Source organism: Burkholderia puraquae, from assembly GCF_002099195.1.
In the GTDB taxonomy this organism is placed as follows: domain Bacteria; phylum Pseudomonadota; class Gammaproteobacteria; order Burkholderiales; family Burkholderiaceae; genus Burkholderia; species Burkholderia puraquae.
The window spans coordinates 38,012-62,459 of the sequence record NZ_NBYX01000033.1 but is presented as its reverse complement, the minus strand read 5'-3'; the positions used below and the strand labels follow the sequence as shown (position 1 = coordinate 62,459).

Below are 24,448 nucleotides of genomic sequence, written 5' to 3'. Positions count from 1 at the left end.
CTACACTACATCGTTGCGACTGCGGGGCTCATCTTCCAGGCCAGCTGCGCGCCCCAGACTGCAGCACACCACCGACCCTGCTTCCCTCTTCCGCGCTGCGTTTCCGTTAGCGCGAAAGAGGCGTGATTCTAAGCACCCGCCCCCGTCCGCGCAAGCCCCTTTGTGAAAATATTTTGAAAAAGCCCCCGTGCGCTGACGCGCACGGGGGCTTGGGGCTCGGCGGGCCGCGTAACGCAACGCGAGCCACCCACTATTGATGTGACGTATGCCTCTCGCCCCCTATATATGAGGTCGCGGAACGGACAAGGAATCTGGTGCGGTCGAGTATCATGCCGCGACCGAACCACGCACTCATATCCACGATGGACAGCACCACTCAACCCGGCGACGCCGACCTTCGCGACGAATATGCAGCGCTGCGCGAGCGCGCCATCATCCTGGAAGAACAGGCTCCGCCGCTTCTGCAACGCATTTCGGATGTATTGCCGCGAATCAGCGGCGAATCCGAACTGGCGGACGAGCACCGCGAGCGACTCGTCGGCGCACGCAACGCGGCGCTGGTCTCGATCGAAAACTATCAGCAGGCGATTCCCTTCCTGCAGACGGCCGACTCGATCATCGAGCAACTGGACAAGACGCCCGAGCGCGACGAAGACATCGAGTGGCGTGAATCGCTGCTGCAACGGCTCGACGAGCTGATCGACGTCGCGGTCGTGATGATCGACGATGCCGAAGGCTACTTCGAACAGGCGCAAGCCTGCGATCTGTCCAGCGTACCGAAAGCCATCCTCGAGGATTGAGCAACGCCGCTCGGGATCGTGTAGCGCACCGGCGTCATGCCGCGTGCGCCAGCCATTCCGATACTTGCCGGCCGGTAATCACAGCCTGACGCCTTCGTCGCCGCGCAGGCCACGCCCCTCCCGCAAAAGCTCACCTTTTCGCCACGCCCCTCGCACGGGCCGCATGACGCTACGACAGTGTGTCGAGAACGATCGCTTCGCTCACGATCGGCACACGGATATATCCGCCCTCCGTATCGCCATACGCGTGCGCATTCCCGTCGATGACGTATTGCGCCGTCAACGCGCACAGGGTCGCGTCTCGCGCATCGACGGACTTCAGTGTCGACACGTCGATCCCCAGTCGCTCCAGCAATTGCCGGCGCTGGTTGCGTTTCTGCTTCGCCGATGCAACGGCCTGCCCAGCATCGCGCAGGTGATCGCATACGGATAGGTCTCAAAGCTCGCGCGTCCGCCCGCATAGTGCGCGCCGCTCAGCAGCGGATAAACATCCGCGAGCGCGCGATAGACACGCTCTCCCATGAACATCCAGTCGAAGAAGCCTGACGCGCTCGCGACCGCCTGCTCCCGCGACGGCGTCGGAAAGCACGAGATCCGTTCGCGCGCGAGCGCCTGTTCGGCCGCCCGGCGCCCGCTTCCCGTCCACCACAGGCTCGGTGCGTCGACACCGACGGCCACGACGTCATGGGCGAGACACAGCGCAGGCACCGCCTCGGGCGCGATCCGCTCCTCGCGGCAGACGACCGTTGGTCCGCGCAGGATCACGAGATCGCATTGCTTCTTTTCGCCGCCCACATCCACACCTGCCACGGCTGGCGATTGCCGCGCGGCGGATCCGACGGATCGGGCCGATCGCATGCGGGTGCCTCAGTCCGCCGGCCGTGCGTCGTAGGCGGCGTCGAAGATCGCCTCGAGACCAGGATGCACGCCGCGCATCGGATCGACGACCGACTTCGCCCAGTCGAAGTACGCCTGCTTGCGCTCGAGCGGCCAGTCCGCGGGCGGGTGCCGCGCGATGTCGCGCAGGTTGCAGATCTTGTCGGCGAGCTTCACGAGCTTCGCGCGCCGGCTGATGGTCGCCGCATGCTCGACCTGCAGGCGCTTGCGCTCCTCCTTCGGCAACGACTTGTCGTCGGTGACTTCCATCACGATGTCCGCCACGTCCTTGCCGAACAACCGCAGCAATTCCTGCTCGGTCGTCTCGGTATCCTCGACCGTGTCGTGCAGCACGGCCGCGACGATCACGCGCTCGTCCTCGACGCCGGCCTCGTTGGCCAGCACGTCGGCGAGCGCGATCGGATGATTGATGTACGGCGACGCTTCTTCATCCTTGCGCCGCTGATTGCGATGCTTGTCCGCCGCAAACGCGATGGCGGCTACCAGCTTTTTCATATTCACCCCTCGTGTGGCCAGACCCGCGACCGGCAGAACCGGCCGCGCGCATTTCGGAACCGCTCATACTACCTGTACGCGACGACGCTGCCCGTGCGCCGGCATCCTCGCGCGCCCCGCATCACGCGTCCACCGGCGCGCGCTGCAGCTCGACCACGTTGACCCGCGCGCCGAACACGTCCCTCACGAGCGGGAGCAGGTGGTCGTGGTGCGTCAGGAACAGCACCTGGGTTCGCGTCGACAGATCGCGCAGCGCATCGAGGCCGGCCTTCGCGCGCGCATCGTCGAAGTTGATGAACAGGTCGTCGGCCACGAACGGCAGCGCGGTCCGGCTGCCGAGCTGCAGTTCCAGCGCCGCGATCCGCAGCGCGAGGAACAACTGGTCACGCGTCCCTTCGCTCAACCCGGCGACCTCGACCGACGCGCCCTTCGTCCGCCGTGCATACAGTGCAGGCGGCGTCCGTTCGGTGTCGACGGTCAGCCGTGCGAATTCGCCCAGCGTGAGCCCAGCGAAGATCTCGCCCGCGCGCCTGAGCATCGGCCCCTGCTTCTGGTCGCGATAGCGATCCGTCGCCCACTTCAGCAACCGGCTCGCGGTGGCCGCCTCCAGATACTGTTCGGCTGCATCGCCCATCGCCGCCAGCGCTTCCTGGCGTTTCGACTCGGCGACGGCCGCGTTCGCCTGGCCGTCGATCGCGCCGAATGCCTGATCGGCCACGACCTGCTGCTGTGAAAGCGCGTTCAGCCGCTTGCCGACATCGCCGAGCGACTGCTTCACTGCTTCAAGGTGCGCCGGTACGTCGGCGATTTCCTGCTCCGCCACTTCCGCTTCTACCGCGGACCGGGGCAGGCCGTCGCCATCGCGCACCAGTGCCTCGTGCGCGGCATCGACCGCCTGCCGCAGCTGGCGCTGGCGATCCGAACGTTCCGCCAGGGGCAGCGCGGCGTCGATCGACGCTACACCGGCCAGTTGCAGCAGCGGCTGGATGCGCGCATCGGCACCGGCCACCGCGGCGGCGGCGTCCGCGACCTTGCCGTCGGCCTGCCGCACGGCCTCGTCTGCACGACCGATCGCACGCGCGACTTCCCTGGCGGCCGCGAGGCGCATCGTCAGCCGGCGTGCGACGTCCGGCCAGTCGCTGCTCGTCAGCCATTCCGGCGCGAGCGCCGCGGCAAGCCGCCGTGCGCCAGCCTCGAGCGCGGCCAGCTCCGCGCGGATCGCGGCGATCCGGTTGCGCGGCGCGTCGGCATCGGCCAGTTCGGCCGTCACCGCATTGGCGAGCCCGAGCGCACCTTCCGCCGCGGCCAGCGTCGCGGCGCTCGCGGACAGCTTCGCGTCGGCCAGCGCGTCGCGCCATTGCGCGTGCCATGCATCGTAGGCCGTCTGCGCGTGGCCGGCGCGCGACTGCGCCGTCGCACATCCGCGTTCGGCTTCCCGCGCGCGATCCTCGAGGCTGTCCTGCTGCGCGCGCGCTTTCTCGGCCGACTGTACGAAGGTTTCGGCGATCGCGACGAGCGCCGCCAGGCCGTCCGACTCGCCGCCTCTCGACACGGTACGCAGCGCCGCGCGCAACGCGGTTTCGGCACCGGCCCGCGCGGCGCGAATCGTGTCGAATTCGCGCCGCTGCCGGTCCAGATCGGCCTGCGCGGCGAACACCGTGTCGCGCTTCGCAAGCCAGTCGCCCATCGCCGCCAGCGGCATGCCGGGCACCGCGGCCGTCGTCGCGAGCGCGGCCCATGCGTCGCGATGCGCGGCGAGCTCACGCTCGCGCTCGTCCAGCGCGGCCTGCCTGCGCGACACGCCGGCACGCGCGGATTCGACCTGCTGACGCAGCGACTGCAACGTCGCCGCCGCCTGCGTCGCGCCGAGCTGCGCATCGACGAGTTCGTCCGCCAGGCGAATCGCGTCGTCGACCGCCGGTGCGCCCGTTGCGAGATCGACCGTGCCGTTGCGGATATCGCCCCACGCGCCGTCGCGCCGCGCACGCGCCGCCAGCACGTCGGCGGTCGTGACGACCTTGTGGTTCTCCGCGAAGTGCTTCTCCCGCAGTTCGAGCCGCTCGAGCTCTTCGAGCGCCCCGTCCCGCGCGTCGCGTGCAGCAGCGGCCGCGCTCGCGCGTTCGCTGTCTTCCTTCAGCAGCGCACCGAGCCGCGCCGCCGACGGCACGTCGAGCGCCCGCAGCGTATCGACCGGCATGCGCCACTGGCCGAGCGCATCGAGTGCATCGGACAGTGTGCGTTCGGCGGCAGCGATTTCATGTTCCAGCGCCTGCTCGCGCGGGCCGCTATTGCGAAAGCCCTGCGCGTCGGCCAGCGCCGCGCGCAACGCTTCCGGCACGTCGACGGTCGACAGGCGCGCCTGTTGTTCCTGCACCTGCGCAAGCTCGCGCGTGCGTTCGTCGAGCGATTCGCGCGCGCCGGCCAGCGCCTGGTGCAACGCACCGTGTTCGCGCAGCAGGTTCGCGACGGTCTTCAGCGACAGCGCCGTCGGCAGCGACGCGCGCAGCGACGCTTCGTCCGTCGGCCAGTCGAGCTGGGCGGCCGCTTGAAACGCGGCGGACAGGTGCCGCTCGACGTCCGCGCCGAGCAGCAGCAGATCCTGCGCGTGATTCATGCACGCGCCGCGCAGCCGATCGAGCGCTTCGATGTCGGCTTCGAGCGCCAGCGTGTCGGCATCGGCGTCGATCGCTTCGCGCGCCTGCCGTTTCGCGAGCAGGTCGGCACGTCGCTCCTCGAGCACCTTCTGTTCGGCCGCGAGATCGCCCTGCGCCTTCAGCAGGTCCGCATACGCGGTAGGCGGCAACTCGACGACCGCGCCCAGTTCCGCCAGCGCTGCGTCCTTGACCGTCAGCTCCTTCAGGTACGGCGCCAGCCGTCGCACGCGTTCGAGCTTCGAGCGCAGCGCTTCGAGCCGGCGCTGTTCCGCACGCGCCTGCTCGATCTGCTGTTCGACTGCTTCGCGCGCGTCCTTGCGTTCGACCCAGTCGCGCGTGCGCACCTGGACCGTCTTCAATTCGGTCACGGCTTCGTTGAACGACGTTTCGGCGAGCGCAAACGCGCTGCCGCTGCGACGCGGCGCCCAGAGCTCGACCGCACGCGCATCGAGCTCCTCACGCACCGGCCCGAGACTGCCGACACCGGCGGCCGATTCGAACAGCACCTGGCCGAGCTTGTCGGATGCGTCGAGAATGCTCCGGCCGCCGTCGACCAGGCGCCCGTGATCGAGCCCGAACATCTGCTCGAAGAATTCGCGCGTGGCGCCGTCGAGGACGGCAGCCAGATAGTCGTCGGGCAGCTTGTCGTCGGCGGGCGTGCGCAGCGGGCTGCGCCCGCGCGCGCGGTGGAACGCGAGTTCGCCCGTGCCGCTCTCGAGCACGCCGCCGATCCGCAGTTCGGGCGTGCTGTGCAGGAAATCGAGCGGCGTCTGCAGCTTCATCCCGAACAGCAGTTCCGACACGGCGGTGCGGATCGTCGACTTGCCGGCCTCGTTCGGCCCCACGATCACATGGAAATCCTCGCGGGCCGACGGGAAACGCAGCGTCTCGTCGGTGAACTTGCCGTACTTGATTAGATCGAGCTGGTTGATCCGCATCACTTACTCCCCCCTCGCCAGCCGCGCAAGCAACGCGGGCCCGACCTGCTCGACGAGTGCCGTGAGCTCGCCCGCGCGCGCCATCGTCAACAACGGCACCTCTTCCTTCACGTCGCTGCGCACCTTGCCGACGAACGGCTTCAGGTCGCGTTCGAGCAGTTCGAGGAAATCCGGATCGCGCGCGGCATCGGCCAGGATCTGCTTCAGGTCCTCCAGCGCTTCGAGCTGCTCGCTTTCGCCCGGCTGATGATCGGCCGCGGACGTCGCAAGCCGCACCTTCTCGAGCCACAGCCGTTCGTTGCCGATGATGCCGATCTGGTTCAGCACCTCCGCGCGCAACTGCGGCGCGCGGCCGAAAAAGAGACCATGCGCGGGCGTGCGCCCCGTGACCGTCACGCGCACCGCGCGCGGCACATGACTGTCGACAGTCAGCAGCGCTTCCAGCGACTGGCCGATCTTTCTCGACAGGTCGGCGACGGTAAGGCAATCGGACGCGTCGACCGGCACGGCTTCCCAGCGCAGCACGTCGAGATACAGCCGCTCGACCTGCGTGCGGCCTTGCTCGACCGTCACGAGCACCGCGCCGCGGCGCCCCGTCTCGCGGATATGGCGCCCCTGCAGGTTGCCGGGAAACACTACCGTGGACGGCCCCGACCATTGCTGGAATTCGTGCACGTGGCCCAGCGCCCAGTAGTCGTAGCCTTTCGCGTGCAGTTCGGCCAGCGTGCACGGCGCATAGTTCGCGTGCGCCGCATAGCCTTCGAGCGCCGTGTGCAGCACGCCGATGTTGTAGTAGCCAGGCACCGGGTCCGGATAGCCGATCGCGAGATTGTCGACGACGGCCTTGTCCTTGAAGCTCTGCCCGTGCAGCGCGACGCCGAATTCCTGCAGCGTATGGGTTTCCGGCTTGCGGTGGCCGAACACGGTGACGTTGTCGGGCAGCGTCAGCTTCTTCGTCATCTCGCTTTCGGCATCGTGGTTGCCGCCCAGGACGAACGCGCGGATGCCGGCCTTGCGCAGGCGCCCCATCTGCTGGCCGAAGAAGATGCCCGTGTTGTGGTCCTTCCAGTCGCCGTCGTACAGGTCGCCGGCGATCACGAGGAACGCGACTTCCTCTTCGATCGCACGATCCACGAGCTGCCGCAGCGCCTCGCGCGACGCGTTGCGCAACTGCGCGGCCGGCGCGTCGGGATACGCGCTCAGGCCGTGCAACGGGCTGTCAAGGTGTATGTCTGCCGCGTGGATGAACTTCACGAAGATTCCTCTGTTTCATGACGATGGGGCCGGCGATCGCCGCGCGATGCCGCCAGCCAGGCCATCAGTCGCAATCCTGGTAGCCGCCGAGTTCGCCGCAATGGATGCAGCGAAACATATACGCTGTCGGCGAGCTGTCCTTGTCGAGCGCGGCGAAGAAATGCTCCCACTCACCGCCCTCGTCGAGTCCGGTCGATTCCCGAATCGACGCGACGGCCTGCGGGCCGAGCGCGATCAGTTCACCGGCACCCGCACGGCCGATGAACTGCGCGCCATCGCCGCAATGCGTCCACCACCGTTCCTGTTGCCAACCCCGAAAGCCCGGCGTGCGGCAGGCGATTTCGTCGGCGACCGCGTCGGGCACTTCGTCCCATTCGCAGCCGCCGATGCCGTACGTATCGGTAAAGACTGCATCGAGCCGCGCGTGCGCCGAGCCGCCGGCGATGCACCACGGGCAGATGCATTGCTCATACTCGTCGAGCGCATACACGGGGCCGGCGTACACGTAACCGCGTGCATCGCCGCAACACACACAGCGCGCGTCCGAGCGGATCACGCTGCCCGTCGCCAGCGGGTCGGGATGGTACCTGAAAGCGGGTAACGACATGAGGCTCTCCGTCGATCCGGATGGTGGGGACGCACGCGATGCGATTTCGAACAGCCATCGTACCGCGGCGTGACCGTGTTACTGCGGAACCTCGGCCTCGACAAACGTGCCGTTCACGAAACGATAGACGCGATGCGTTGCACCGCCGCGTGCGAGATATTCCCATCGAATGTCGATGCCGGCCGGGTCGTCGCACCACGCGATCGCCAGGTAAGGCGATTGCGCTCCGCCATCGGTTTCGAGCGAGACGGAGTCGACGCAGCTTTGAACCGGCAGCATGAAACGCGGCACCGCGCGGGTGCCGTGCAGTTCCAGTACGTACAGCGTGCCCTCTTCGCCCGCGCCGCAATATCCGGTTGGACGGCTGTTCGACGCGCGGTTGACGACGACCAGCAGATAGTCGTTGCCGTCGATCTGCTTCGAACGGTTCGACGGAAACGCGACGCTCGAAGCATCGGCCAATGCACGGCGCAGTGCAGCCGGCACGTTCACTGCCGATTTCCTGTGGCGGGCGGCATCGACCTCGAACAACCTCGGGCTCGCCCATTCGATCTCGTGGCCGTTGGCGAGCCGCACTGATTCGGGCGTCGGCGTTTCAGCGAAGACAACCGCGGCATTCGACGCCAGCAGCGCCAGCGCCGCGAGCTTCAACGCAATCGATGATTTCGTCGGGTTGGTCCGTATCCGCATGAATCGCGCAGGAGGGTCGTGAAGTTCATCGTATACACAGGCATGCCGTTCGGGCAGCGCTGATTCAGGATCGCCCCGCGTGCATGGTTCGCTGCGACGCATGCGGCCGATCCACGACGTGCCGTCACTCGCCGCGCGGTACCGGCGGCGGTGCGTAGCCATTGTCATTGCCGGGGAACGGATTCGCGTTGCGGCGCAGCGCTTCCTCGTCGTTCCCCTTCTGCACGAACAGCGCGACGCCGATCACGCCCACGTTCGCGGCATCGCCGTACTTCGAGTTCGCGACATAGCTGTCGGGTACCGCCGCGAAGCGGAACGCGGCGACTTCGTCGCGGCTCTTGCGGAAGCCCTCGATCGTCAGCGTGCGGCCCGGGTACAGCACGTAGCCGCCGTTCGTATAGCTGCCCGGCCGCCCCGACAGCACGTCGAGCCCGTCGACACTCGACACGACCTCGAACGTGCGGCGCCCCTGGTTGCGCAGCACGATCATGTAGCGCGAACCTTCGACGCCCGCCATGTGCCAGCGGCCGTCGCTGCGCGCGAGACGCAGCGGCACGCCCTTTTCGTCCGTGAACGACAGCGCGATGTCGCCGTTGGCGAGCGCGACGCGGGTCGGCAACCGGCGAACCTGGGACACGGGCGGGTGCCCGGGCAACGCATCGTTGTAGTAGACCGACGCGAGATCCGTCGGCTTCGCCGGATCCGCGCGTTCGAAATCGACCTGGCGGGTTTCGGATCGCACCGACTCGCCCCATGCGGTGCCAAGCCCGCGGCGCTCGCTGGCGTCCGGCGCGGCGGCGGACGCGGCGGTGCTGGCGGACGGCGGGGGCGGCGCTGCACAGGCGGCCAGCCAGAGCGCGCAGGCGAGCGCGAGAAGACGGAACAGGATGGTCATGACGTGAGGCCTCGGAATGTTATCGGGCCGCGCCGGGCCGGCCGGAACGGCGTTTTGGTGTCGTCTGTCGTCACGATGTCGATCGGACATGCTGGCCCGTATCGGCCGGCGCCGCAATCGCGGCGGCTCGGCAACCGGGAGCCCCGCTATTTAAGCATGGCAGGCGGGCAATGGGCAGGGGGCGCGCACGCTGCCCGTTGCGGGCCCGTGCCGGTGGACATCAGGCAACGCGCCTGTGCGTGTCGCGTCGCTGGATCGGTGACGAACACCGACGCATCCCTGTATCCGGGACGGGATGAACGACGCGCCGCGCGCCGATAAAAAAAAGCCCGGCCCGCATCGAAGCGGGCCGGGCCGTGACGGGAAGCGTGACGCTTACAGCGCGCCGCCTTGCGCCGACGCCGAACCCTTCACGCCGACCGATGCGCCGCCCTGCACCGAGTTCGTCGCGCCTTCGAGCGCCTCACCAGCCTTCGCCTTTGCGCCGCCTGCGACGTCGCCTGCCGTCGACACCGCGCCCTGTGCGTGGCTCTTTGCCGTGCCCGCGACGTGCTTCACGTGCGATTTCGTCGAGTGGACGGCCGATGCGGCCGCGTCCTTCGCCGTGCCGGCTGCCGAACCGACCGCATGCGTCGCACCGCCGACCGCGTTGCCGGCCGCCGAGCCCACGCCGCCGACCGTCTTGCCGACACCGTTCAGCGCGCCGCCGACGACGTTGCCCGCACCCGAACCCGAGCCTGCCGCATTCGCGCCGGCGCCGGCCTGCACGCCCACGCCGCCGCCGAGCAGCGGCGTCTGAACCTGCGCGCCGACACCTGCGGAACCCTCGGCACCGGTCTGGGCCGTCTGTGCGAACGCAGCCGAAGTCGCCATCGCCGTCAGTGCAGCACCCACCAGAATCGTACGAATCTTGTTCATGGTCATTCTCCCCAAAGACGTTGTTGCTGCGGGCCGCGTTCGTGCGGCTGTCGCATGCCTTGCCGCGACGTGCGGCAGGTGGAGCTAATGTAGCGGCGCCGACGGGCAAAACGGTCGATTTGCGGGGACTGTTACTTCCGTTGCAAATGCTGACGATTGACTCACACTGTTTGACAATCGGGAGCGTGCAGCGGGATCGGGACGGTATGTGCCGACGGACGGAGTGAGCCTGGTGGCGTGCCGCGCGGAGCATTCCGCGACGGCGGCACGGCCGATCGCCACGGATCGGGAACCCGGCAGGCGAAACGGCTAGCAGGGAAGCCGGCCGTTTCCATAAGCATTCCAAAGGACGTGTGTCGGCCGGTCGTCGGTGCGGCCCGACAACCGGCTCCTCGCCATCAGTTCGATGTCGTCAGACACGCACGCTGCCAAGCCGGCGTTCCCCGATGCGCCGAACGCGAGCTTGAACGCCTTTTCCCTCGGTGCATCCATGGCCGGCCGGTCGACCGCGGTGCCCGGATCGCCGTCGATTTCGTCGAACGACGCCATCCACTGCGCATCGAACGGCTCCGCGTCGAGACTGTCCTGCGCGCGGTCGCAATCCAGGTCTCCAAGGAAAGCGAAAAAGCCCGGCAACGACAGGATTGCGTCCATTTCAGGCAGATGCGCGTTCGTCATTGCAATTGCTTCACGATGCACCGCCCCGACCGCCCGTGGGTAAATACTGGCAGATCGGGGCCGCGTGCGTTCCGCCCGGTTACGGCCGGAACGTATCGCCGAGCACGACGCCTTCGCGGCGCGGATCGGTGCCGCCCTGCAACGCGGGCGACTGGCCGACCGTCACGCGCATCACCGTGTTGACGCCGCTCGCCTGCGCGGACGTCGACACCTTGTGCCCGAGCGCGAGCAGCCCGGAGATCAGCGGATCGTTTGCCCCGTTGTTCGCCGTGTTGACGTTCGGATGCTCGCCGCCGATCGTGGTCGTCGGGCTGTTGCTCGCGCCGAAGTCGACGAGCCCCGCGGACTGTTGCGCATCGAGGCCCCAGTCGAGCGCGCCGACGAGCGTCTTGACCACGTATTGCGGAATCGTGCCGCCACCCGGCGAACCGGTCGCCATCACGAAATCGCCGCGCGAACCGTCCGCGGCCTGCCCGAACACGATCGTCGGCGCCATCGAGCTGCGCGGCCGCTTGCCTGGCTGCAGGCGGTTGGCCACCGGATTGCCCGCGCTGTCGACCGGGTTCGCGGAAAAATCGGTCAACTGGTTGTTCAGCAGGAAGCCGTTGGTCATGTGGAACGAGCCCATGCTCGACTCGACCGTCGTCGTCGCGCTCAGCACGTTGCCGTCGCCGTCGACGATCGTGAACTGGTTCGTGCCGTGCTCGATCAACGTCGTATCGACGCCAAGCGGCACCGCGCCGAGATTACCGGGCTGTGCGGTGCCCATGCTCTTGGTCGGGTCGATCAGCGCCGCGCGCGATTTCAGGTACGGCTTGTTCAGCAGCGTGTTCCACGTACCGCCCGGCAGCGGCACGAAATCCGTATCGGCCACGTACTTGTCGCGGTCGGCATACGCAAGCCGTTCGGCCTCGGTGATGAGGTGCACGCCCGCGACGGTCGGCTTGCCGCCTTCGAGATCGATCGCCGTCGGCTTCAGCGACTTCAGGTCGTAATTCTCGAGAATGCCGAGCGCCGACGCGACCGCGATGCCGCCCGACGACGGCGGCGGCATCCCGCATACCCAGTAGCTGCGATAGGTCGTGCACACGGGTTCGCGGCGCTTCGCCTGGTACGCGGCCAGATCCGCGACGGTCGTCTTGCCCGGCGTGAGCGTCGAGCCGTCCGCGCCCTTCGTCGTCGCGATCTTCGCGACGATGTCCTGCGCGATCTGCCCCGTGTACAGCGCGTTCGCGCCCGACTGCGCCATCAGCGTCAGCGTGTGTGCGTACGCGGGATTCTTCAGGACGGTGCCGAGCGTCTTCGGCGAACCGTCGGCGTTCAGGAAATACGCGGCGGCCTCAGGGTCGCGCTTCAGGTTCGCGGCGTTCGCCGCGATCGCGTCGGCAAGCCGGCCACCGATCGGGAAGCCGTTGGTCGCGAGCGTGATCGCATCGCCGAACAGGTTCTGCCACGGCAGCCGGCCGTGATCCTGCTGCAGCGCCTCGATGAGCCGCGGCACGCCGATCGTGCCGATCGAGCGGCCGCTCGCACGTGCGTTCGGCAACGGCGCGGACTGGTTGGTCGCGTCGTCGACGTAGCGCAGGTAGTTCTCCGTCGCGGCGGCCGGCGCGGTTTCCCGGCCGTCGTACGCCTGCAGCGTCTTGCCGCGTGCATCGTAGTAGAGCAGCACGCCGCCCGACCCGAGGCCCGTCGCTTCGGGCACGGTCAGGCCGAGCACGGCCTGCACGGCAACCGCCGCGTCGGCGGCGGTGCCGCCTTTCTTCAGCACCGCGCAACCGGCCGCGCTCGCGTACGCGTTCGACGTGGCCACCAGGTAGGTCTTCGCATAGACCGGCTTCATCCCGGTGCGATAGCCCGACGACGCTTCCGGCAGCGACGGGTCGCCCGGCTGGTTCGAGCCCACCACGACCGTCGCACCGCTGTTGTCGACCGCGAGGCAGCTCGCATCGGTTGAAGGTGTCGGCGTGCGGCTCGCGTCGTTCTCGACGTCGCCGCCGCATGCCGCCAACAGGGCGGCCGCGAGCAACGCGGACGCATACGGAAAAATCGCTGTTCTGTTCATTGTCTGCCGAGGTTCTTGTAGGTCGTTGCGATGGACATCACACTGCCTGCGACCCCCTCGGTGCGCCGGCAACGCGTTCGATAGTCCCATGAACAAAATTTTTTCCGCAACAAGGAAGTGACGTAATGCGACCGATCGTTGCGGGCGTACCGTCACCGATCTCGCATGCGGGCCTGCATGTTGCACTGCATCGGAGTGCGATGTGCTCGCGCGGCCGATGTCGTTACGTCGCGCCGCCGTTACCTTGCTGCCCGACGGCGCTTGCCGGCGGCCCGGCCGTCGCGCGCGAAATCGCTCTCCATCGCTTCGATCGCCTCGGAGAAGAATTCGAGGAACATCGTCATCGCGACGGTCGCGCTCATGTCCGCCCGCTGGTAGATGCAGCTGAACGAGCGCGCGCCCGCATCGGCAAGCGGCGTCCACGCGAGCCGGCCGGCGGCCACGTCGTCCGCGACGTTCTCGGCGATCAGGAAGCCGACGCCCGCGCCTTCGGCCGCAAGGCGCCGCACCATCGCCACCGAGCCCGTCTCGACCAGCGGCCGCACGTTGCGCGGCTGCCGCGCATCGATCTGGTCGAACATCGCCCGCAGTTCCGTGTCGGGTGTCATCAGGATCAGCGGATGCGCGAAGCAGTCGCGCATCCGCACCTTGCCGCCGGACGCCGCGAGCGGATGGCCCGGCGCCGTGACAACACCCAGCGGCTGAGCGAACGCGCGCACCTCGACGATGGCCGCCGACGTGCGCCGGCGCAGCGCATAGCCGATGTCGGCCTCGCCCGTCTCGACCCAGCGCACGATGCTCTCGCCGTTTCCCGACCGCACGCTGTACGTGACGCCCGGATAGCGCTGCATCGCGGCGAGGATCGCGTCGGGCACGAGCTTTTCCGCGGTCGAGGCGGGCACCGCCAGGTTCACGTGCCCGCGCCGCAGCGCGCGCAGGTCCTCGACCTGCGTGAGCGCGTTGTCGAAGTCGCGCTGGCCGCGCCGCACGGCCGCGATCACGATCTCGCCGGCCAGCGTCAACTGCATGCCGCGCGGCAGCCGGTCGAACAGCGGCACGCCGACCTGCTCCTCGAGATTGCGGATCTGCTGGTGCACCGCCGCAGCGGTCAGGTGCAGCGCGTCGGCTGCCTTGCGAATCGAGCCGCGTCTCGCGACTTCGTCGAAACAGCGGAATGTCTGCGAAATCGAACGCATGAAAGGTCCGTTAGATTTTTCCGAACAGGCCGTCAAGAATAATCCGATTTTACTGACCATCCGGATCGTCTAGATTCCGCTGCATCCCCGTGCCCGATTCGAATGGAGACCGCAGTGACAACCGTCGACCAGATTACCCAGCGCCGCCGTGGCGTCGGCCTCATCGCCCACGATCCGGCACTGTCCGCGGGCGGCTATACGCTCATCGCGCCGCAGACAGCCGACGGCAACGTCTATCTCGTCGGCATCGACGGCGAAGTCGCCCATCAGTGGAAGATGCCCGTGCGCCCCGGCCGCCATGCGGTCATCCTCGCGAACGGCAACCTCGGCTACAACGGCAATCATCCGCAATCCGAATCGCGCTATGCACCGTGGTCGATGTGGCACGGCGGCGACTTCTACGAAGTCACGCCGCAAGGCGAAACCGTGTGGCGCTACGAGGATCCCGCGCACCACCACGATGCGCAGTGGCTGCCGAACGGCAACCTGCTCTATGCCGCATGCGAACCGGTCGATGCCGCGTTCGCGCAGCGCGTGCCGGGCGGGACGCCGCACGGCGACGACGAGATGATGGTTGCGGACGTGATCCGCGAAGTGAACCGGGCCGGGCAGATCGTCTGGGAATGGCATGCGCGCGACCATCTGCGGCCCGAGGATTTCCCGATCGCGGCCGGCTTCGGGCGCTATCACTGGCCGCTCGTCAACGGCCTCGCGGTCGACGCGAACGGCCGCGTGCTGATGAGCCTGCGTACGACGTCGGGCATCATCGGCGTGAACCGCGAAACCGGCCACGTCGACCTGCGGATCGGGCCCGACGTCGTCTCGCACCAGCATGCGCCGGTGCCGCTCGCAAACGGCAACATCCTCGCATTCGACAACGGCAATTTCCGCCACGGCGCACACGTCGCGTTCTCGCGCGTCGTCGAGATCGATCCTGCGACGCAGCGCGTCGTGTGGTCGTATGCGGACGACGTCGTGAACCTGTTCTACACGCCGTTCATGGGCAACGCGCAGCGCTTGCCGAACGGCAACACGCACATCACCGAATCGTCGACGGGCCGGCTGTTCGAAGTGACGCCCGCCGGCGAGGTCGTCTGGGAATACGTGATTCCGTGGTTCGCCGAATACCCGGACGAAGCCGCGCGCAAGACCGGCCCCGGGCTGCTCAACAGCGTGTTCAAGACGTTCCGCTACAGCGCCGCGCAACTGCCCTGGCTGCGGGCCTGACGTTCCGTTCACCGCCGGTTTCCGGCGCTCGTCGCCGTTCGCTTCGAAGGGGCCCGCCGTGTCGCACGATCCGATCTCAACGCCCGTCGACGCACGGCTGCCTTCATGGCAGCTCGTGCTGTTCGGGCTGCAGCACGTGTTGTCGATGGCCGCGTCCCCGATCACGGCCGTGTTCCTGATCGCAAAAGTGCTCGCGCTGCCGGCGGACCTGACGGTCCAGCTGATCGGCGCGACATTCTTCGCGTGCGGGATCGGCACGCTGGTGCAATCACTCGGAGCTGGCCCGATCGGCGCGCGCATGCCGTTCGTGATGGTGCCCGGCGGCGCACCGACGATGCTGTTCGCCGGCATCGCCGCGCAATCAGGCCTGCCGACCGCAGCCGGCGCGGCGCTGCTCGCCAGCGCGTTCTACTGGGTGTTGCTGCCCGTCTTCACGCGCTGCCTGCGGCTCTTTCCGCGCATCGTCGTCGGCGCGATGCTGCTGCTCGTGTCGGTCAACCTGATCCGGATCTACGCGACGATCGTCGTCGGCCAGCCCGGTTCGGCCGACTTCGCACAGCCGCGCGCACTCGGTCTCGCGCTGGCGACGATCGTCGCCACGGTCGTCGTGGCGGGTGCGTTCCGCGGCACGCTCGGGCGCCTCGCGGTGCTGATCGGCCTGATGGCCGGCGCGACGCTCGGCTGGGCGCTCGATGCGATGCCGGCGCTTGCCGACGTGTGGCGCGGCCCGCTGTTCACGCATCCGGTATGGCTGCCGTTCGGGATGCCGCGCTTCGACGTACTGGCCGCGCTGCCGCTGCTGATCTTCACCGCGATCTCGATGGCCGAGGCCACCGCGCAGACGGTCGCCGTCGGCGAAACGTGCGGCAAGCCGATCTCGCTGTCACGCGACGTGCCGAAGACGATACGCGGCGATGCGCTGGCGTCGCTGGCCGGCGCACTGTTCGGCACGCCGCTGATCGTGACCAGCGCCGAGAATATCGGTGTCGTGCAGACGACCGGGGTGCGCTCGCGCTACGTGACGGCTGCTGCCGGTACGATCCTGATCGTCATCGCGTTGTTCGCGCCGCTCGCGCGGCTCGCGTATGCGATTCCGGCCGCCGTGGTCGGCGGCACCGCGCTGGTCGTGTTCGCGATGATCGGCGTGATGGGCATCCGGCTGCTTGCCAGCGTCGACCTGCACGCGCGCGCCAGCCAGTACACGCTCGCGGCCGCGCTCGTCGTCGGCCTTGCACCGATCCTGGTGCCGAACCTGTATCGTCATTTCGGTGCGCCGGTGCAGATCGTGCTCGGCAACGGCATGGCGGCCGGCACGCTCGCAGCCATCGCGACGCAGCTGGCGTTCGCTGCATTTGCACGGTTGAGCGGGCAGATGAGCACGACCGGGGTTGCAGCTTCTTCGCCTTCGCGCGACGCGTGATGGCGACGGCCGGCAACGTTGCGCGTTGCCGCGTGCCAGCGACATCGAGCCGTGCGCACCCGGTTCGGTCGTGATCTCCGGCTTGACGCTCGGCTTCCTCACGCAGCGGGTCGGGCTCATGTCGGTCAATCACGGATGGCTCGAAGTGCCGATGTCGATGCAACGCAATGGTGTGCCGGACGCGTTTCGTTTCGTCATCGCGCGGCTGCCCGCTTACCTGACGATGCGCAACGCCGGCATCGACGACACGCATGCCGCGCACCGACGCACCGGTTGGGTCGGGCCAGTCAGCCCGCTGGCCATCTGAACGATTGCGGGAGCCTCCGCATTCCGGCTATAAATCGTGCATGGACACGAATCGCTGGATTCACGACCCCGCCGGCGCCTTCCACGAGTGGCAGAAAACTGCCGCGACCGGCGCCGATCGCCAGCCGTTCGCGCCGCGATCGGTCGTGCAGCACGTCGCGATGTTCGAACGGTTCCTGCGCCATCTGATCGCACACCGCGCGTCGCTGGCCACGTTCGGCCCTGACCACGTCGCGGCCTTCCTGGCGGAACTCGAGCGCACCTGCGCGCCCGGCACGTCGACCCGCGTGCGCTACGCGAAGCTGATCGACCGGCTGGGCCGGCATCTGGTCGAAGCCGGCGTGCGCACGATCCATCCTGCGGGCCGGACGATGTGCGATCTCGCCTGGCCGGACGGCGAGCCCGAACCGTGCTACCTGCCGCCCGATGCCGACGCCGCGCTGCAGCGCCACGTGCAGCCGCGACCGGGCGACACGCCGGCCGACTGCCGGAATCGCGCGATCGTCGCGCTGCTGCTCGCAAGCGGCATCACGTCGGCCGAGATACGCGCGACGACACACGACGCGCCCGATCTCGACGCGCGGCCGCCTGCGCTATCCGTGCCGCGCGATCGGGCACGGCCGGCGCGCCGGATCGCGCTCGCCGAATTTGCGCTGGCGCCGCTCGCCGCATGGCGCGCGCGCTCGGCAGACGCGCCGGCATTCGTGTTGCTGTTTCCCGCGCCGCGGGGCGGTGGCGCGATGAACGACATGTTCCTGCTGCTCGTGGTGCGCGACGCGCTGACCGCGATCGGCTTCCACGCGGCGGACATGAGCCCGCGCGTGCTGCGCAATACGTATGCGCGCCGCCAGCTACTTGCCGGCCACGCGCATGCCGACGTCAGTGCGATGCTCGGTCTCGTCAGCACGCGCACGGTCACGCGCATCCGGCAGACGCTGCCGCCCGATGCGGCCGCTGATCGCGCCGCACACGAGCGCTGATCCCGCCCCCGGCGCAAGCCCGTGCTGTCCGGCTCCCTATTCGCCCGGCTCCGACTGGATCAGCCGCAGAATCCGGGTGTCGTACGGCGATTGCATGACTTCCGCGATACGGGCCTCGGAAGCGGCCGGATGCAGCGGATTCAGCAGGAAGTTGTGCGCGTGCGGCACGACGACGCTCGGCACGCGCAGCAGCGCGCTCGGCTGTGTGTGCAACCACTCGGTGCCGGCGCTGCGGGTCCAGTCGACGTTGGTTCGCCAGTCGTCCGGCGCGTCGCCCTCGACGATTTCGGCAATATCGACCGAATCGGCCACTTCGATGCGCAGCAACTGATATCCGCTCGGCAATTGCGCGACCGTGGCGATTTCGAAATGAACGAGCGTCTCGAGCAGCGCGAGCGCCGGATGCTCGGCGAGATACACGACGGGCTGCCCGGCAAAATGCCAGCGCCCGCCGGCGCGCAACCCGCCGATGCCTTTCAGGTCGGCGAAATTGCTGATCCGCCACAGCGTCGTCAAGCGAAGTACCCCTCGTCGATCTGCGTGAGGACTTCCTCGACGAGCCGCGCGCCGTGCTCGGTGCTCGCCATGTCGAGCGACGTGCGGCCGCCGAAGCGCTGGAGCCCGTTGCGCAGCCACGCCATCGCCTTGTCCTGGTCGCCGAACGTAGCCGTCGCCTGCGCGACGATGCGCGCGAGACGGATCGCCTTGTCGGATTCCTCCGGCGACAGGCGTTCGTGCGCCTGGCGACGATGGCTCAGCGTGCGGCGCGGAATGATGAAGGCCAGTTCGTCCGATTTCAGCCCGCGCTCGGACAGCCGGTCGATCACCGAGACGTCGACGCGTGCGCTCGCCAGCTCGGCAAGATCGGCCCCCGATCGGACGCGGACCGCCAGCAGCTGCTCGAGAATCGTGAATTCGGCCTGGCGCGGATGCGCGACGCCCGAAGGATGAAAAGCAATGGTGCTCATGACCTCTCCCGGCAATTTGCCCAATCATTATAGGCGTTTTGCCGGGAACGTGTGGGAGGTGGATGGCGGGCCGTCAGGGTGCCTGCGACGGCGGGTGCGGTCGTGACCCGCCCGTCTGCAGGCACGTTGCTGTGGTCGCGAATCGAAGATTCGCCCGGGTGATGGGAAGCAATCGTTCAGTATATAAAGTCCAGAAGAGCGTCGTACGGTTGTCACGTAACAACTTTTTTACTGGAACACTCCGACGGAAAAGTGGGTCCGAACTGTCTCCGTAGTCACGCGATGATTCGCGAAATAGCAAAATCGACCGGCTGCGCCGATTTCAGCACGATTTCGCGTGACTCCGTTCGCCGGCACCATTACAGAAATCTTCGTGTCCCGCGATGGTCATCCAGAATGGTCTTCTTGGCCGCACTCGGAATCGCCCACCTGAATCAGACCCTATTTATGTGGAGATTGGGCCGGACGAACCTCGCGCGTGCTCGCAAGGTACCGCGCCCATTCCTCTCACTAGGAAGCACTCGGCTCGCCGTGCCCCCTCTCTTGCACCGGCCTTTTTTGAATATTGGCAGACGTTTCCCGCAATTTTTGGTCCACAAGTGACTTCAGAGCGACTTCTATTTGATGGACGGCCGACATTAGAAAGGCGTGAGGGCCTACCAATCGCCTGTCGCGTTCGCGCAGCGCCTCTATCTGAATCAGATCGCTGCTTAACCCGTTGGCCTCCACGAACTCCGGCCGGCCTCACACCCGGCCGCCGCCCGTTCAAGGCTCGATCACACGCGGCGTCACGAGAAAGAGCCGCTCACTATGTCCGTCCTGTCTGTCGGTCGCGCGGAACAGCGCGCCGACGAGCGGCAGCTTCGACAGCAGCGGTATGCCCGATTGCGTGCTCGAGCGCGCATCCACCTTGTAGCCGGCGATCAGCAACGCCTGCCCCTGCTCGATGAACGCCTGCGTGTTGATCTCGTTCGATTCGATCACCGGAATGTTGTCGACCGTTTGCCGCGACAGCTCGCCGTCGACGATCCGCACGTCGAGCTTGATCTGCGTGCGCCCGCCCTCCTCGACGACCATCGGCAGCACGCGCAGCGACACGCCCGTTGAGATGCTGTACAGGTCGGCCGACGTGTAGCCCGCGACGCGCACGAAGAACTGCTTCTTGTTGTCCATCACCGCTTCGACGTTGTCGAGCGTCGTGACTTTCGGGCTCGCGTCGGTGCGCGCCTGGTTCGACGATTCGAGCGCGTTGATGCGCGCGAGCAGATAGCGGCCCGCGTCGCCGAGCACGGCCGTCAGCGACAAACCGAGCGGGCTCGCCGGCAGGCCAACCGAATCGTTGCCTGGCAGCGTGATCGAACCGAATGTCGGATTCAGCGAACCGTTCGCATACGAGTTCTGCGACGTGAGCCCCGTGCCCGTCTGCAGATCGATATGGCTGTTGTGCGCGCGCCAGTCGACGCCGAGCTGCTTGAGCGCGCCTTCGTCGATCTGGATGATGCGCGCCTCGATCTCGATCAAACGCGGCTTGACGTCGAGGAGCGCGATCAGGTCCGGATACTGCGTCATGTGTTCCGGCACGTCGCGCACGAGAATCGAGTTCGTGCGCGGATCGGCCTGGATCACCGGCAGGTCGGTCGAATCGCTCGCGCCCACCGGTACGCCGTTCGCACCGCCGCTCGCGTCGGGCCAGCCGGCGCCCGACACGCGCGCCGCGCCCGGATTGGCGATCGCGGCGGCAACCATGCCGCTCGGACGCGGATCGCCGCCCTGACCGCCGAGGCCGCCGGCCGGCATGCCCGCGCCATCGCCCGACTGCGCGCCCTGCATGTACGGCGGCAGCGGCGGCAATTGCGGCACGCCGCCGCGCCCGCCGCCGAGATCCGTCATCGGTGCGGCGCGGCTGATCGGCCTGCCGACGGTCGTCTGCGACGCGCGCTTGCCGTCGCCCGGGTGATACATCCGGTTCAGCAGCGACGCGACGCCCGGCATCGTCACCGTCGTGCCGTCGACGTTGACGTCGCGGTCGGCGGCCCACGCGTGCTTCAGCGAGAACACGCGGATCGTCGTGCCGCCCGTGCGCGCGGAATTCTCGTCGAGCCGCGCGGCGACGCTCGTCACGAGCTCGACATAGCGCGGCGGCCCCGCGACGAGCGCGGTGCGCTGCTGCGCGTTGTAGGTGACCGGATAGCGCGGATCGGCGACCTTCATCTGCTCGAGCAGGTCCCGCAGGTCGCCCATGTTCGCGTGATCGAGCTTGACGAGCGTGCTCTTCATGTCGCTCGCGGGCGTCACGTACAGCACGGTGCCGTCGTAGTACCAGACGAATCCGAACGACGCGGAGAGCGTGTCGAGGAAGCGCTGCGGCGACATCTTCATCTTGCCGCTGACGGCGCCGCTCACGCCGGGCGCGACGTTCGCCGCGATGTTCTGGCTCGCGGAGAGGTCGCGCAGGACGTCCTTCACGTCCTTGCCTTCCGCCGCGTACTGGATTTCGGTGCTGCGCCAGCGGATCGGCGCGGCATCGACGGAAAGGCTCGCAAGCGAGCACATCAGGGACAGAAAAATGGAAATCTTGGCCTTCATGGGTCCGTCCGGTGAGGACGCGCGGCCGTCGGTCGGACAGGCGCGCGCCGCGAATGGGAGACCCGTGCAGTTAACCGCATCCGGGCGCGGCGGCGGCCGCGCGCGGCGAAGGTCCGTTCAATAGAACGAATTGATGGTCCAGCCGGTTGCGAGCGGCGTCTGAAGGAAGGTCTGGCCGCCGCCGCAATAGGAGGACGTCCACGGCGTCTTCGCGTAGCCGTCATACGTCGCCCATTTGCTCGAAAGCCTGACCGTGTATCCGCTGCGCGGCTCGGCGGCCACGTTCAGCGTGACGTTGATCGTCGCGGCGTCTTCGCGCAATTTCGACGACTGCGCCTCGTTGTGCGCAATCACCTTGTCGCCCCGACGGTCGATGACTTCGACGACCAGGCGCATCTGCCCTTCCCGCCCCTTCTGGTCGCAGGTCGCATAGCTCATGTGCATGTATGCGCTCACCGCAATCAGCCCATTGTTGTCGAGCTTCACCGGCCGGTCGATCGTGTACGTGTACGTGCCGTCCCGTTCGTAGGTGATGAGCGGCGGATTCGGATACCCGCCACGGTAGGTGAACCCGCACGAAAAATCACTCGCGCCAGGCGTCTCCATCAGGATCGCGCATGCCGTGTCGGTGCCGCCGATCTTGATCCCTGACTGCGGCAGCCACTTGCCGTCCTGGCATGACAGCACTTGTCCGTCCTGGCCCATCGATACGAGGCCGGCAGTTGGACGATTTTTGTCGGGCGCGCACGGCGTGTTGACGACGACACGCCCGGTGATCTCGTACTGGTTCGCGGAAACGACGCCGGGCACGATCAGGTTGTCGTTCTGATCGACCGCGAGCGCCTGCCAGGCGGCGCCCGTCCACGCGTAGGCGCGGAATTTGTCGAGCGTGAGGCGCACGTCGCCTTTCTCGTTCGATGCATCGGTGGGCAGATCGTCGGTCTTTTCGACAGGATCCTTCCAGTGGCCGCCAGCGCCGCGCCACACGCCACTCTTGCAGCTCAGCAGATTGCCGAGTGCGTCCGCGCCAAGCTTGCCGTTCGTGAAGTTGCCGGCCGTTCCGCAGTTCGCCGCGTCGGGGTTGCCGTCCGTGAACGTGTGCGTGAGCCAGATCGGCACCTGCATCGCGTTCGCCTCCGGATGGCCGCCGACGCCAACGCGGTACAGGTAATCGCTGTTGATCTGCTGGCCGGGGCCGTTGAAGAAGATCTCGTTCGCGAGGTGACCCACATTCGGCGGCGTGGCGCCGTTCGGATCGCAGGTTGGCGAGCTGCCGCCGAGAAACGTGCCGAGCGGCATCCGCCACGCGTCGAATGCGCCGCGCACTTCATTCGGAAACGCCCTGCTGATCGAACCGCCGCCCGGCCCCGCACTCGCGGCGACGAGCCCGAGTTCCTGGTCGCCGATCGTCTCGCCGCCGGTCGTCACGACCAGCGCGTCGAGCCCGGTGCCGAGTGCGCTCCGCTTGACGAGTACGCACGTGTTCTGGCCGTATGCATTCGTTGGCCGAAGTGCTGCAGGCAGATCATTCGTCGCCTGCAGATCGGCAAGCTTCATCACGATGGGCGTTTGTTTGTTCGCGCGCTGCAGCCAGGTATCGTAATCGCGCTTCAACGCCCGCGTGGCGGCGGCCGTCACCTGCACCTGGTATTGCGCAGCCTGCTCCGCACGCACGTCGTCCAGCGACGAATCCATCATCATCGCGATGCCGGCGAGCATCACTGCAGCGATCGCCAGCGCGCCGAGCACCTCGATCAGCGCGATGCCGCGCGCGCGTCGACGGGAAGACTTGAAATGCATCAGTACGCTTGCCCCATCCAGACCGGCATGCCGTTCGCAATCTTCAACCCGGCTGGCAGCGGCACGCCGCTCACCGGCGCGTTCGGATTCGCGTTGCCGGGGCGCACGACCGCATTGCGATACGCGACGCCCGCGAACAGCGAACCGTCGGCGAGCGTCGTGATTTCGCCGATGATATTGACGGACGGCGCTGCCGACGCATACGCGACGACAGTGCCGTCCATGACGTAGTTGCGCCATAGCGGGTCCGCGCCCGGATACCACGTCGGAAACGGCAGCCGCGTATTTGGCACCGCGCCACGTGTGCCGGGATGCACGCGCGCGTAGTCGAGCGTCGCCTGCCGGTAGATGGCGAGGTTTTCGGCGAGCGCCTGCGCGGTGCGCGCCGGTTGCAGCGCGGGAATGGCGGACGGGTCATGCAGCGTCGCATAGACAGCGGCGATCGACGCGAAGGCCAGGGCGGCGGCGAGGGCGTACATAAGTGACGTGGCCGATGGCGAATGAGTCTGGTGGTGTCAGTTCGACGTCCAGACGATGGTGGCGCTATCGGTGCAAGCGCCCGTCGCAACGCTCGGCGAGACCGGATAATCGACGGACTTATCGCTAATCTTCGCCGATTTCCAGCTTCCGCCGGCCGTCAACGTATTGACGCAGACTTCTCTCGGCACCTTCGTGTAAGTGACTGTGAAAGTCTGCGTCGCACCGGTCACGGTCACAGTCCCTCCCCACGTATTCGAAACACCGCCTTTGTCGTCCTGTGTCAGCGTCCCCGGAAACACCTTCGCCGCACTCAAATTCGCGTTCATCGAATCCGTGCCGTAGTTGTTCACCTGCCCCATGTAAAGCTTTTTTGTGCCCGTCTGAATCGCATTCAGATCCTCAGTCAGCCGATTCGTATTCGCGCTCGAGAACGCCGACCCGAGCAGCGCGATCGCGCCGACGATCACGATCGCCGCGACGCCCAGGTACGCGATGCTCTCGAGCAGCGACGCACCGCGTTCCTTGCGGTGCCTCCGGCAGAACGCCGGTGTGTGTCGATAGGCGGGAGGGTTGGTAAGTGGTTTCATAATGTGT

21 protein-coding genes and 1 pseudogene are annotated in these 24,448 nt (G+C 67.3%); 5 read left to right on the top strand and 17 right to left on the bottom strand.

The features are described 5' to 3' along the window. Positions 1 to 362: 362 nt before the first annotated feature. Entirely contained in the window at positions 363 to 800 is a 438-nt protein-coding gene (locus B7G54_RS35295) for an ATPase (protein ID WP_165765654.1), read from the top strand. A 169-nt stretch (positions 801 to 969) separates the two neighbouring features. Here the strand turns inward: B7G54_RS35295 and B7G54_RS35290 are convergent. The 11 genes and pseudogenes from B7G54_RS35290 to B7G54_RS35240 form a co-directional block, all read right to left on the bottom strand. Then, positions 970 to 1,658: pseudogene (locus B7G54_RS35290) on the bottom strand (DUF429 domain-containing protein). A 9-nt stretch (positions 1,659 to 1,667) separates the two neighbouring features. Continuing rightward, positions 1,668 to 2,192 (bottom strand): HD domain-containing protein, encoded by a 525-nt coding sequence (locus B7G54_RS35285; RefSeq protein WP_021161966.1) that lies wholly within the window; start codon positions 2,190 to 2,192, stop codon positions 1,668 to 1,670. Between the two features lie 121 nt (positions 2,193 to 2,313). Beyond that, a complete protein-coding gene (locus tag B7G54_RS35280; RefSeq protein WP_085043310.1) occupies positions 2,314 to 5,784 on the bottom strand; it encodes an ATP-binding protein in 3,471 nt (1,156 codons plus the stop codon). A gap of 3 nt (positions 5,785 to 5,787) precedes the next feature. Then, positions 5,788 to 7,038 carry a metallophosphoesterase family protein gene (locus B7G54_RS35275; RefSeq protein WP_085043309.1) on the bottom strand — a complete coding sequence of 417 codons (1,251 nt, stop codon included), beginning with the start codon at positions 7,036 to 7,038 and terminating at the stop codon, positions 5,788 to 5,790. A gap of 64 nt (positions 7,039 to 7,102) precedes the next feature. Next, entirely contained in the window at positions 7,103 to 7,645 is a 543-nt protein-coding gene (locus B7G54_RS35270; RefSeq protein WP_085043308.1) for a CbrC family protein, read from the bottom strand. A 78-nt stretch (positions 7,646 to 7,723) separates the two neighbouring features. Next, a complete protein-coding gene (locus B7G54_RS35265; protein ID WP_133059257.1) occupies positions 7,724 to 8,335 on the bottom strand; it encodes a hypothetical protein in 612 nt (203 codons plus the stop codon). A gap of 124 nt (positions 8,336 to 8,459) precedes the next feature. Then, a complete protein-coding gene (locus tag B7G54_RS35260; protein WP_085043306.1) occupies positions 8,460 to 9,230 on the bottom strand; it encodes a hypothetical protein in 771 nt (256 codons plus the stop codon). Positions 9,231 to 9,605: 375 nt separating this feature from the next. Further along, positions 9,606 to 10,148 (bottom strand): hypothetical protein, encoded by a 543-nt coding sequence (locus B7G54_RS35255; protein ID WP_085043305.1) that lies wholly within the window; start codon positions 10,146 to 10,148, stop codon positions 9,606 to 9,608. A gap of 309 nt (positions 10,149 to 10,457) precedes the next feature. Then, the gene (locus B7G54_RS35250; RefSeq protein ID WP_085043304.1) at positions 10,458 to 10,826 is read right to left on the bottom strand and encodes a hypothetical protein; all 369 of its coding nucleotides are present in this window, start codon (positions 10,824 to 10,826) and stop codon (positions 10,458 to 10,460) included. Between the two features lie 79 nt (positions 10,827 to 10,905). Beyond that, positions 10,906 to 12,891: a gamma-glutamyltransferase family protein gene (locus B7G54_RS35245; protein WP_085043303.1), complete on the bottom strand. Its 1,986-nt coding sequence runs from the start codon at positions 12,889 to 12,891 to the stop codon at positions 10,906 to 10,908. A 239-nt stretch (positions 12,892 to 13,130) separates the two neighbouring features. Next, entirely contained in the window at positions 13,131 to 14,087 is a 957-nt protein-coding gene (locus B7G54_RS35240) for a LysR family transcriptional regulator (protein ID WP_085043302.1), read from the bottom strand. 102 nt (positions 14,088 to 14,189) lie between these two features. On the opposite strand from B7G54_RS35240, the gene B7G54_RS35235 reads away from it, so the two are divergent. The 4 genes from B7G54_RS35235 to B7G54_RS35220 are packed head-to-tail and all read left to right on the top strand — an operon-like array spanning position 14,190 to position 18,020. Continuing rightward, complete coding sequence (locus B7G54_RS35235; protein ID WP_085043301.1) at positions 14,190 to 15,314, top strand: aryl-sulfate sulfotransferase; 1,125 nt, start codon at positions 14,190 to 14,192, stop codon at positions 15,312 to 15,314. 58 nt (positions 15,315 to 15,372) lie between these two features. Next, a complete protein-coding gene (locus B7G54_RS35230) occupies positions 15,373 to 16,734 on the top strand; it encodes a uracil-xanthine permease family protein (RefSeq protein WP_085043300.1) in 1,362 nt (453 codons plus the stop codon). A gap of 25 nt (positions 16,735 to 16,759) precedes the next feature. Continuing rightward, complete coding sequence (locus B7G54_RS35225) at positions 16,760 to 17,041, top strand: hypothetical protein (RefSeq protein ID WP_085043299.1); 282 nt, start codon at positions 16,760 to 16,762, stop codon at positions 17,039 to 17,041. A 40-nt stretch (positions 17,042 to 17,081) separates the two neighbouring features. Beyond that, positions 17,082 to 18,020 carry a site-specific integrase gene (locus tag B7G54_RS35220; protein ID WP_085043298.1) on the top strand — a complete coding sequence of 313 codons (939 nt, stop codon included), beginning with the start codon at positions 17,082 to 17,084 and terminating at the stop codon, positions 18,018 to 18,020. Positions 18,021 to 18,056: 36 nt separating this feature from the next. Here B7G54_RS35220 and B7G54_RS35215 read toward each other — a convergent pair whose 3' ends face one another. The 6 genes from B7G54_RS35215 to B7G54_RS35190 form a co-directional block, all read right to left on the bottom strand. Next, complete coding sequence (locus B7G54_RS35215) at positions 18,057 to 18,536, bottom strand: RES family NAD+ phosphorylase (protein ID WP_085043297.1); 480 nt, start codon at positions 18,534 to 18,536, stop codon at positions 18,057 to 18,059. Beyond that, positions 18,533 to 18,988 carry a type II RES/Xre toxin-antitoxin system antitoxin gene (gene parS / locus B7G54_RS35210; RefSeq protein ID WP_085043296.1) on the bottom strand — a complete coding sequence of 152 codons (456 nt, stop codon included), beginning with the start codon at positions 18,986 to 18,988 and terminating at the stop codon, positions 18,533 to 18,535. The genes B7G54_RS35215 and parS overlap by 4 nt, the downstream gene beginning before the upstream one ends. Positions 18,989 to 19,753: 765 nt before the next feature. Beyond that, positions 19,754 to 21,574 (bottom strand): type III secretion system outer membrane ring subunit SctC, encoded by a 1,821-nt coding sequence (gene sctC / locus B7G54_RS35205; RefSeq protein WP_085043295.1) that lies wholly within the window; start codon positions 21,572 to 21,574, stop codon positions 19,754 to 19,756. Positions 21,575 to 21,691: 117 nt separating this feature from the next. Next, positions 21,692 to 23,374, bottom strand: a complete 1,683-nt coding sequence (locus B7G54_RS35200) for a type II secretion system protein (RefSeq protein ID WP_085043294.1) — start codon at positions 23,372 to 23,374, stop codon at positions 21,692 to 21,694. Continuing rightward, positions 23,374 to 23,853 carry a type IV pilus biogenesis protein PilM gene (gene pilM, locus B7G54_RS35195; RefSeq protein WP_085043293.1) on the bottom strand — a complete coding sequence of 160 codons (480 nt, stop codon included), beginning with the start codon at positions 23,851 to 23,853 and terminating at the stop codon, positions 23,374 to 23,376. Before pilM ends, B7G54_RS35200 begins: the two co-directional genes overlap by 1 nt. Before the next feature lie 36 nt (positions 23,854 to 23,889). Next, a complete protein-coding gene (locus tag B7G54_RS35190) occupies positions 23,890 to 24,441 on the bottom strand; it encodes a type 4 pilus major pilin (protein WP_175130529.1) in 552 nt (183 codons plus the stop codon). Positions 24,442 to 24,448: the final 7 nt, after the last annotated feature.

Excerpts from the sequence above, each read along its gene's own strand:
- B7G54_RS35295 (WP_165765654.1), top strand. The coding sequence starts at position 363 with ATGGACAGCACCACTCAACCCGGCGACGCCGACCTTCGCGACGAATAT.
- B7G54_RS35285 (WP_021161966.1), bottom strand. The coding sequence starts at position 2,192 with ATGAAAAAGCTGGTAGCCGCCATCGCGTTTGCGGCGGACAAGCATCGC.
- B7G54_RS35280 (WP_085043310.1), bottom strand. The coding sequence starts at position 5,784 with ATGCGGATCAACCAGCTCGATCTAATCAAGTACGGCAAGTTCACCGAC.
- B7G54_RS35270 (WP_085043308.1), bottom strand. The coding sequence starts at position 7,645 with ATGTCGTTACCCGCTTTCAGGTACCATCCCGACCCGCTGGCGACGGGC.
- B7G54_RS35265 (WP_133059257.1), bottom strand. The coding sequence starts at position 8,335 with ATGCGGATACGGACCAACCCGACGAAATCATCGATTGCGTTGAAGCTC.
- B7G54_RS35260 (WP_085043306.1), bottom strand. The coding sequence starts at position 9,230 with ATGACCATCCTGTTCCGTCTTCTCGCGCTCGCCTGCGCGCTCTGGCTG.
- B7G54_RS35255 (WP_085043305.1), bottom strand. The coding sequence starts at position 10,148 with ATGAACAAGATTCGTACGATTCTGGTGGGTGCTGCACTGACGGCGATG.
- B7G54_RS35250 (WP_085043304.1), bottom strand. The coding sequence starts at position 10,826 with ATGACGAACGCGCATCTGCCTGAAATGGACGCAATCCTGTCGTTGCCG.
- B7G54_RS35245 (WP_085043303.1), bottom strand. The coding sequence starts at position 12,891 with ATGAACAGAACAGCGATTTTTCCGTATGCGTCCGCGTTGCTCGCGGCC.
- B7G54_RS35240 (WP_085043302.1), bottom strand. The coding sequence starts at position 14,087 with ATGCGTTCGATTTCGCAGACATTCCGCTGTTTCGACGAAGTCGCGAGA.
- B7G54_RS35235 (WP_085043301.1), top strand. The coding sequence starts at position 14,190 with ATGGAGACCGCAGTGACAACCGTCGACCAGATTACCCAGCGCCGCCGT.
- B7G54_RS35220 (WP_085043298.1), top strand. The coding sequence starts at position 17,082 with ATGGACACGAATCGCTGGATTCACGACCCCGCCGGCGCCTTCCACGAG.
- parS (WP_085043296.1), bottom strand. The coding sequence starts at position 18,988 with ATGAGCACCATTGCTTTTCATCCTTCGGGCGTCGCGCATCCGCGCCAG.
- sctC (WP_085043295.1), bottom strand. The coding sequence starts at position 21,574 with ATGAAGGCCAAGATTTCCATTTTTCTGTCCCTGATGTGCTCGCTTGCG.
- B7G54_RS35200 (WP_085043294.1), bottom strand. The coding sequence starts at position 23,374 with ATGCATTTCAAGTCTTCCCGTCGACGCGCGCGCGGCATCGCGCTGATC.
- pilM (WP_085043293.1), bottom strand. The coding sequence starts at position 23,853 with ATGTACGCCCTCGCCGCCGCCCTGGCCTTCGCGTCGATCGCCGCTGTC.
- B7G54_RS35190 (WP_175130529.1), bottom strand. The coding sequence starts at position 24,441 with ATGAAACCACTTACCAACCCTCCCGCCTATCGACACACACCGGCGTTC.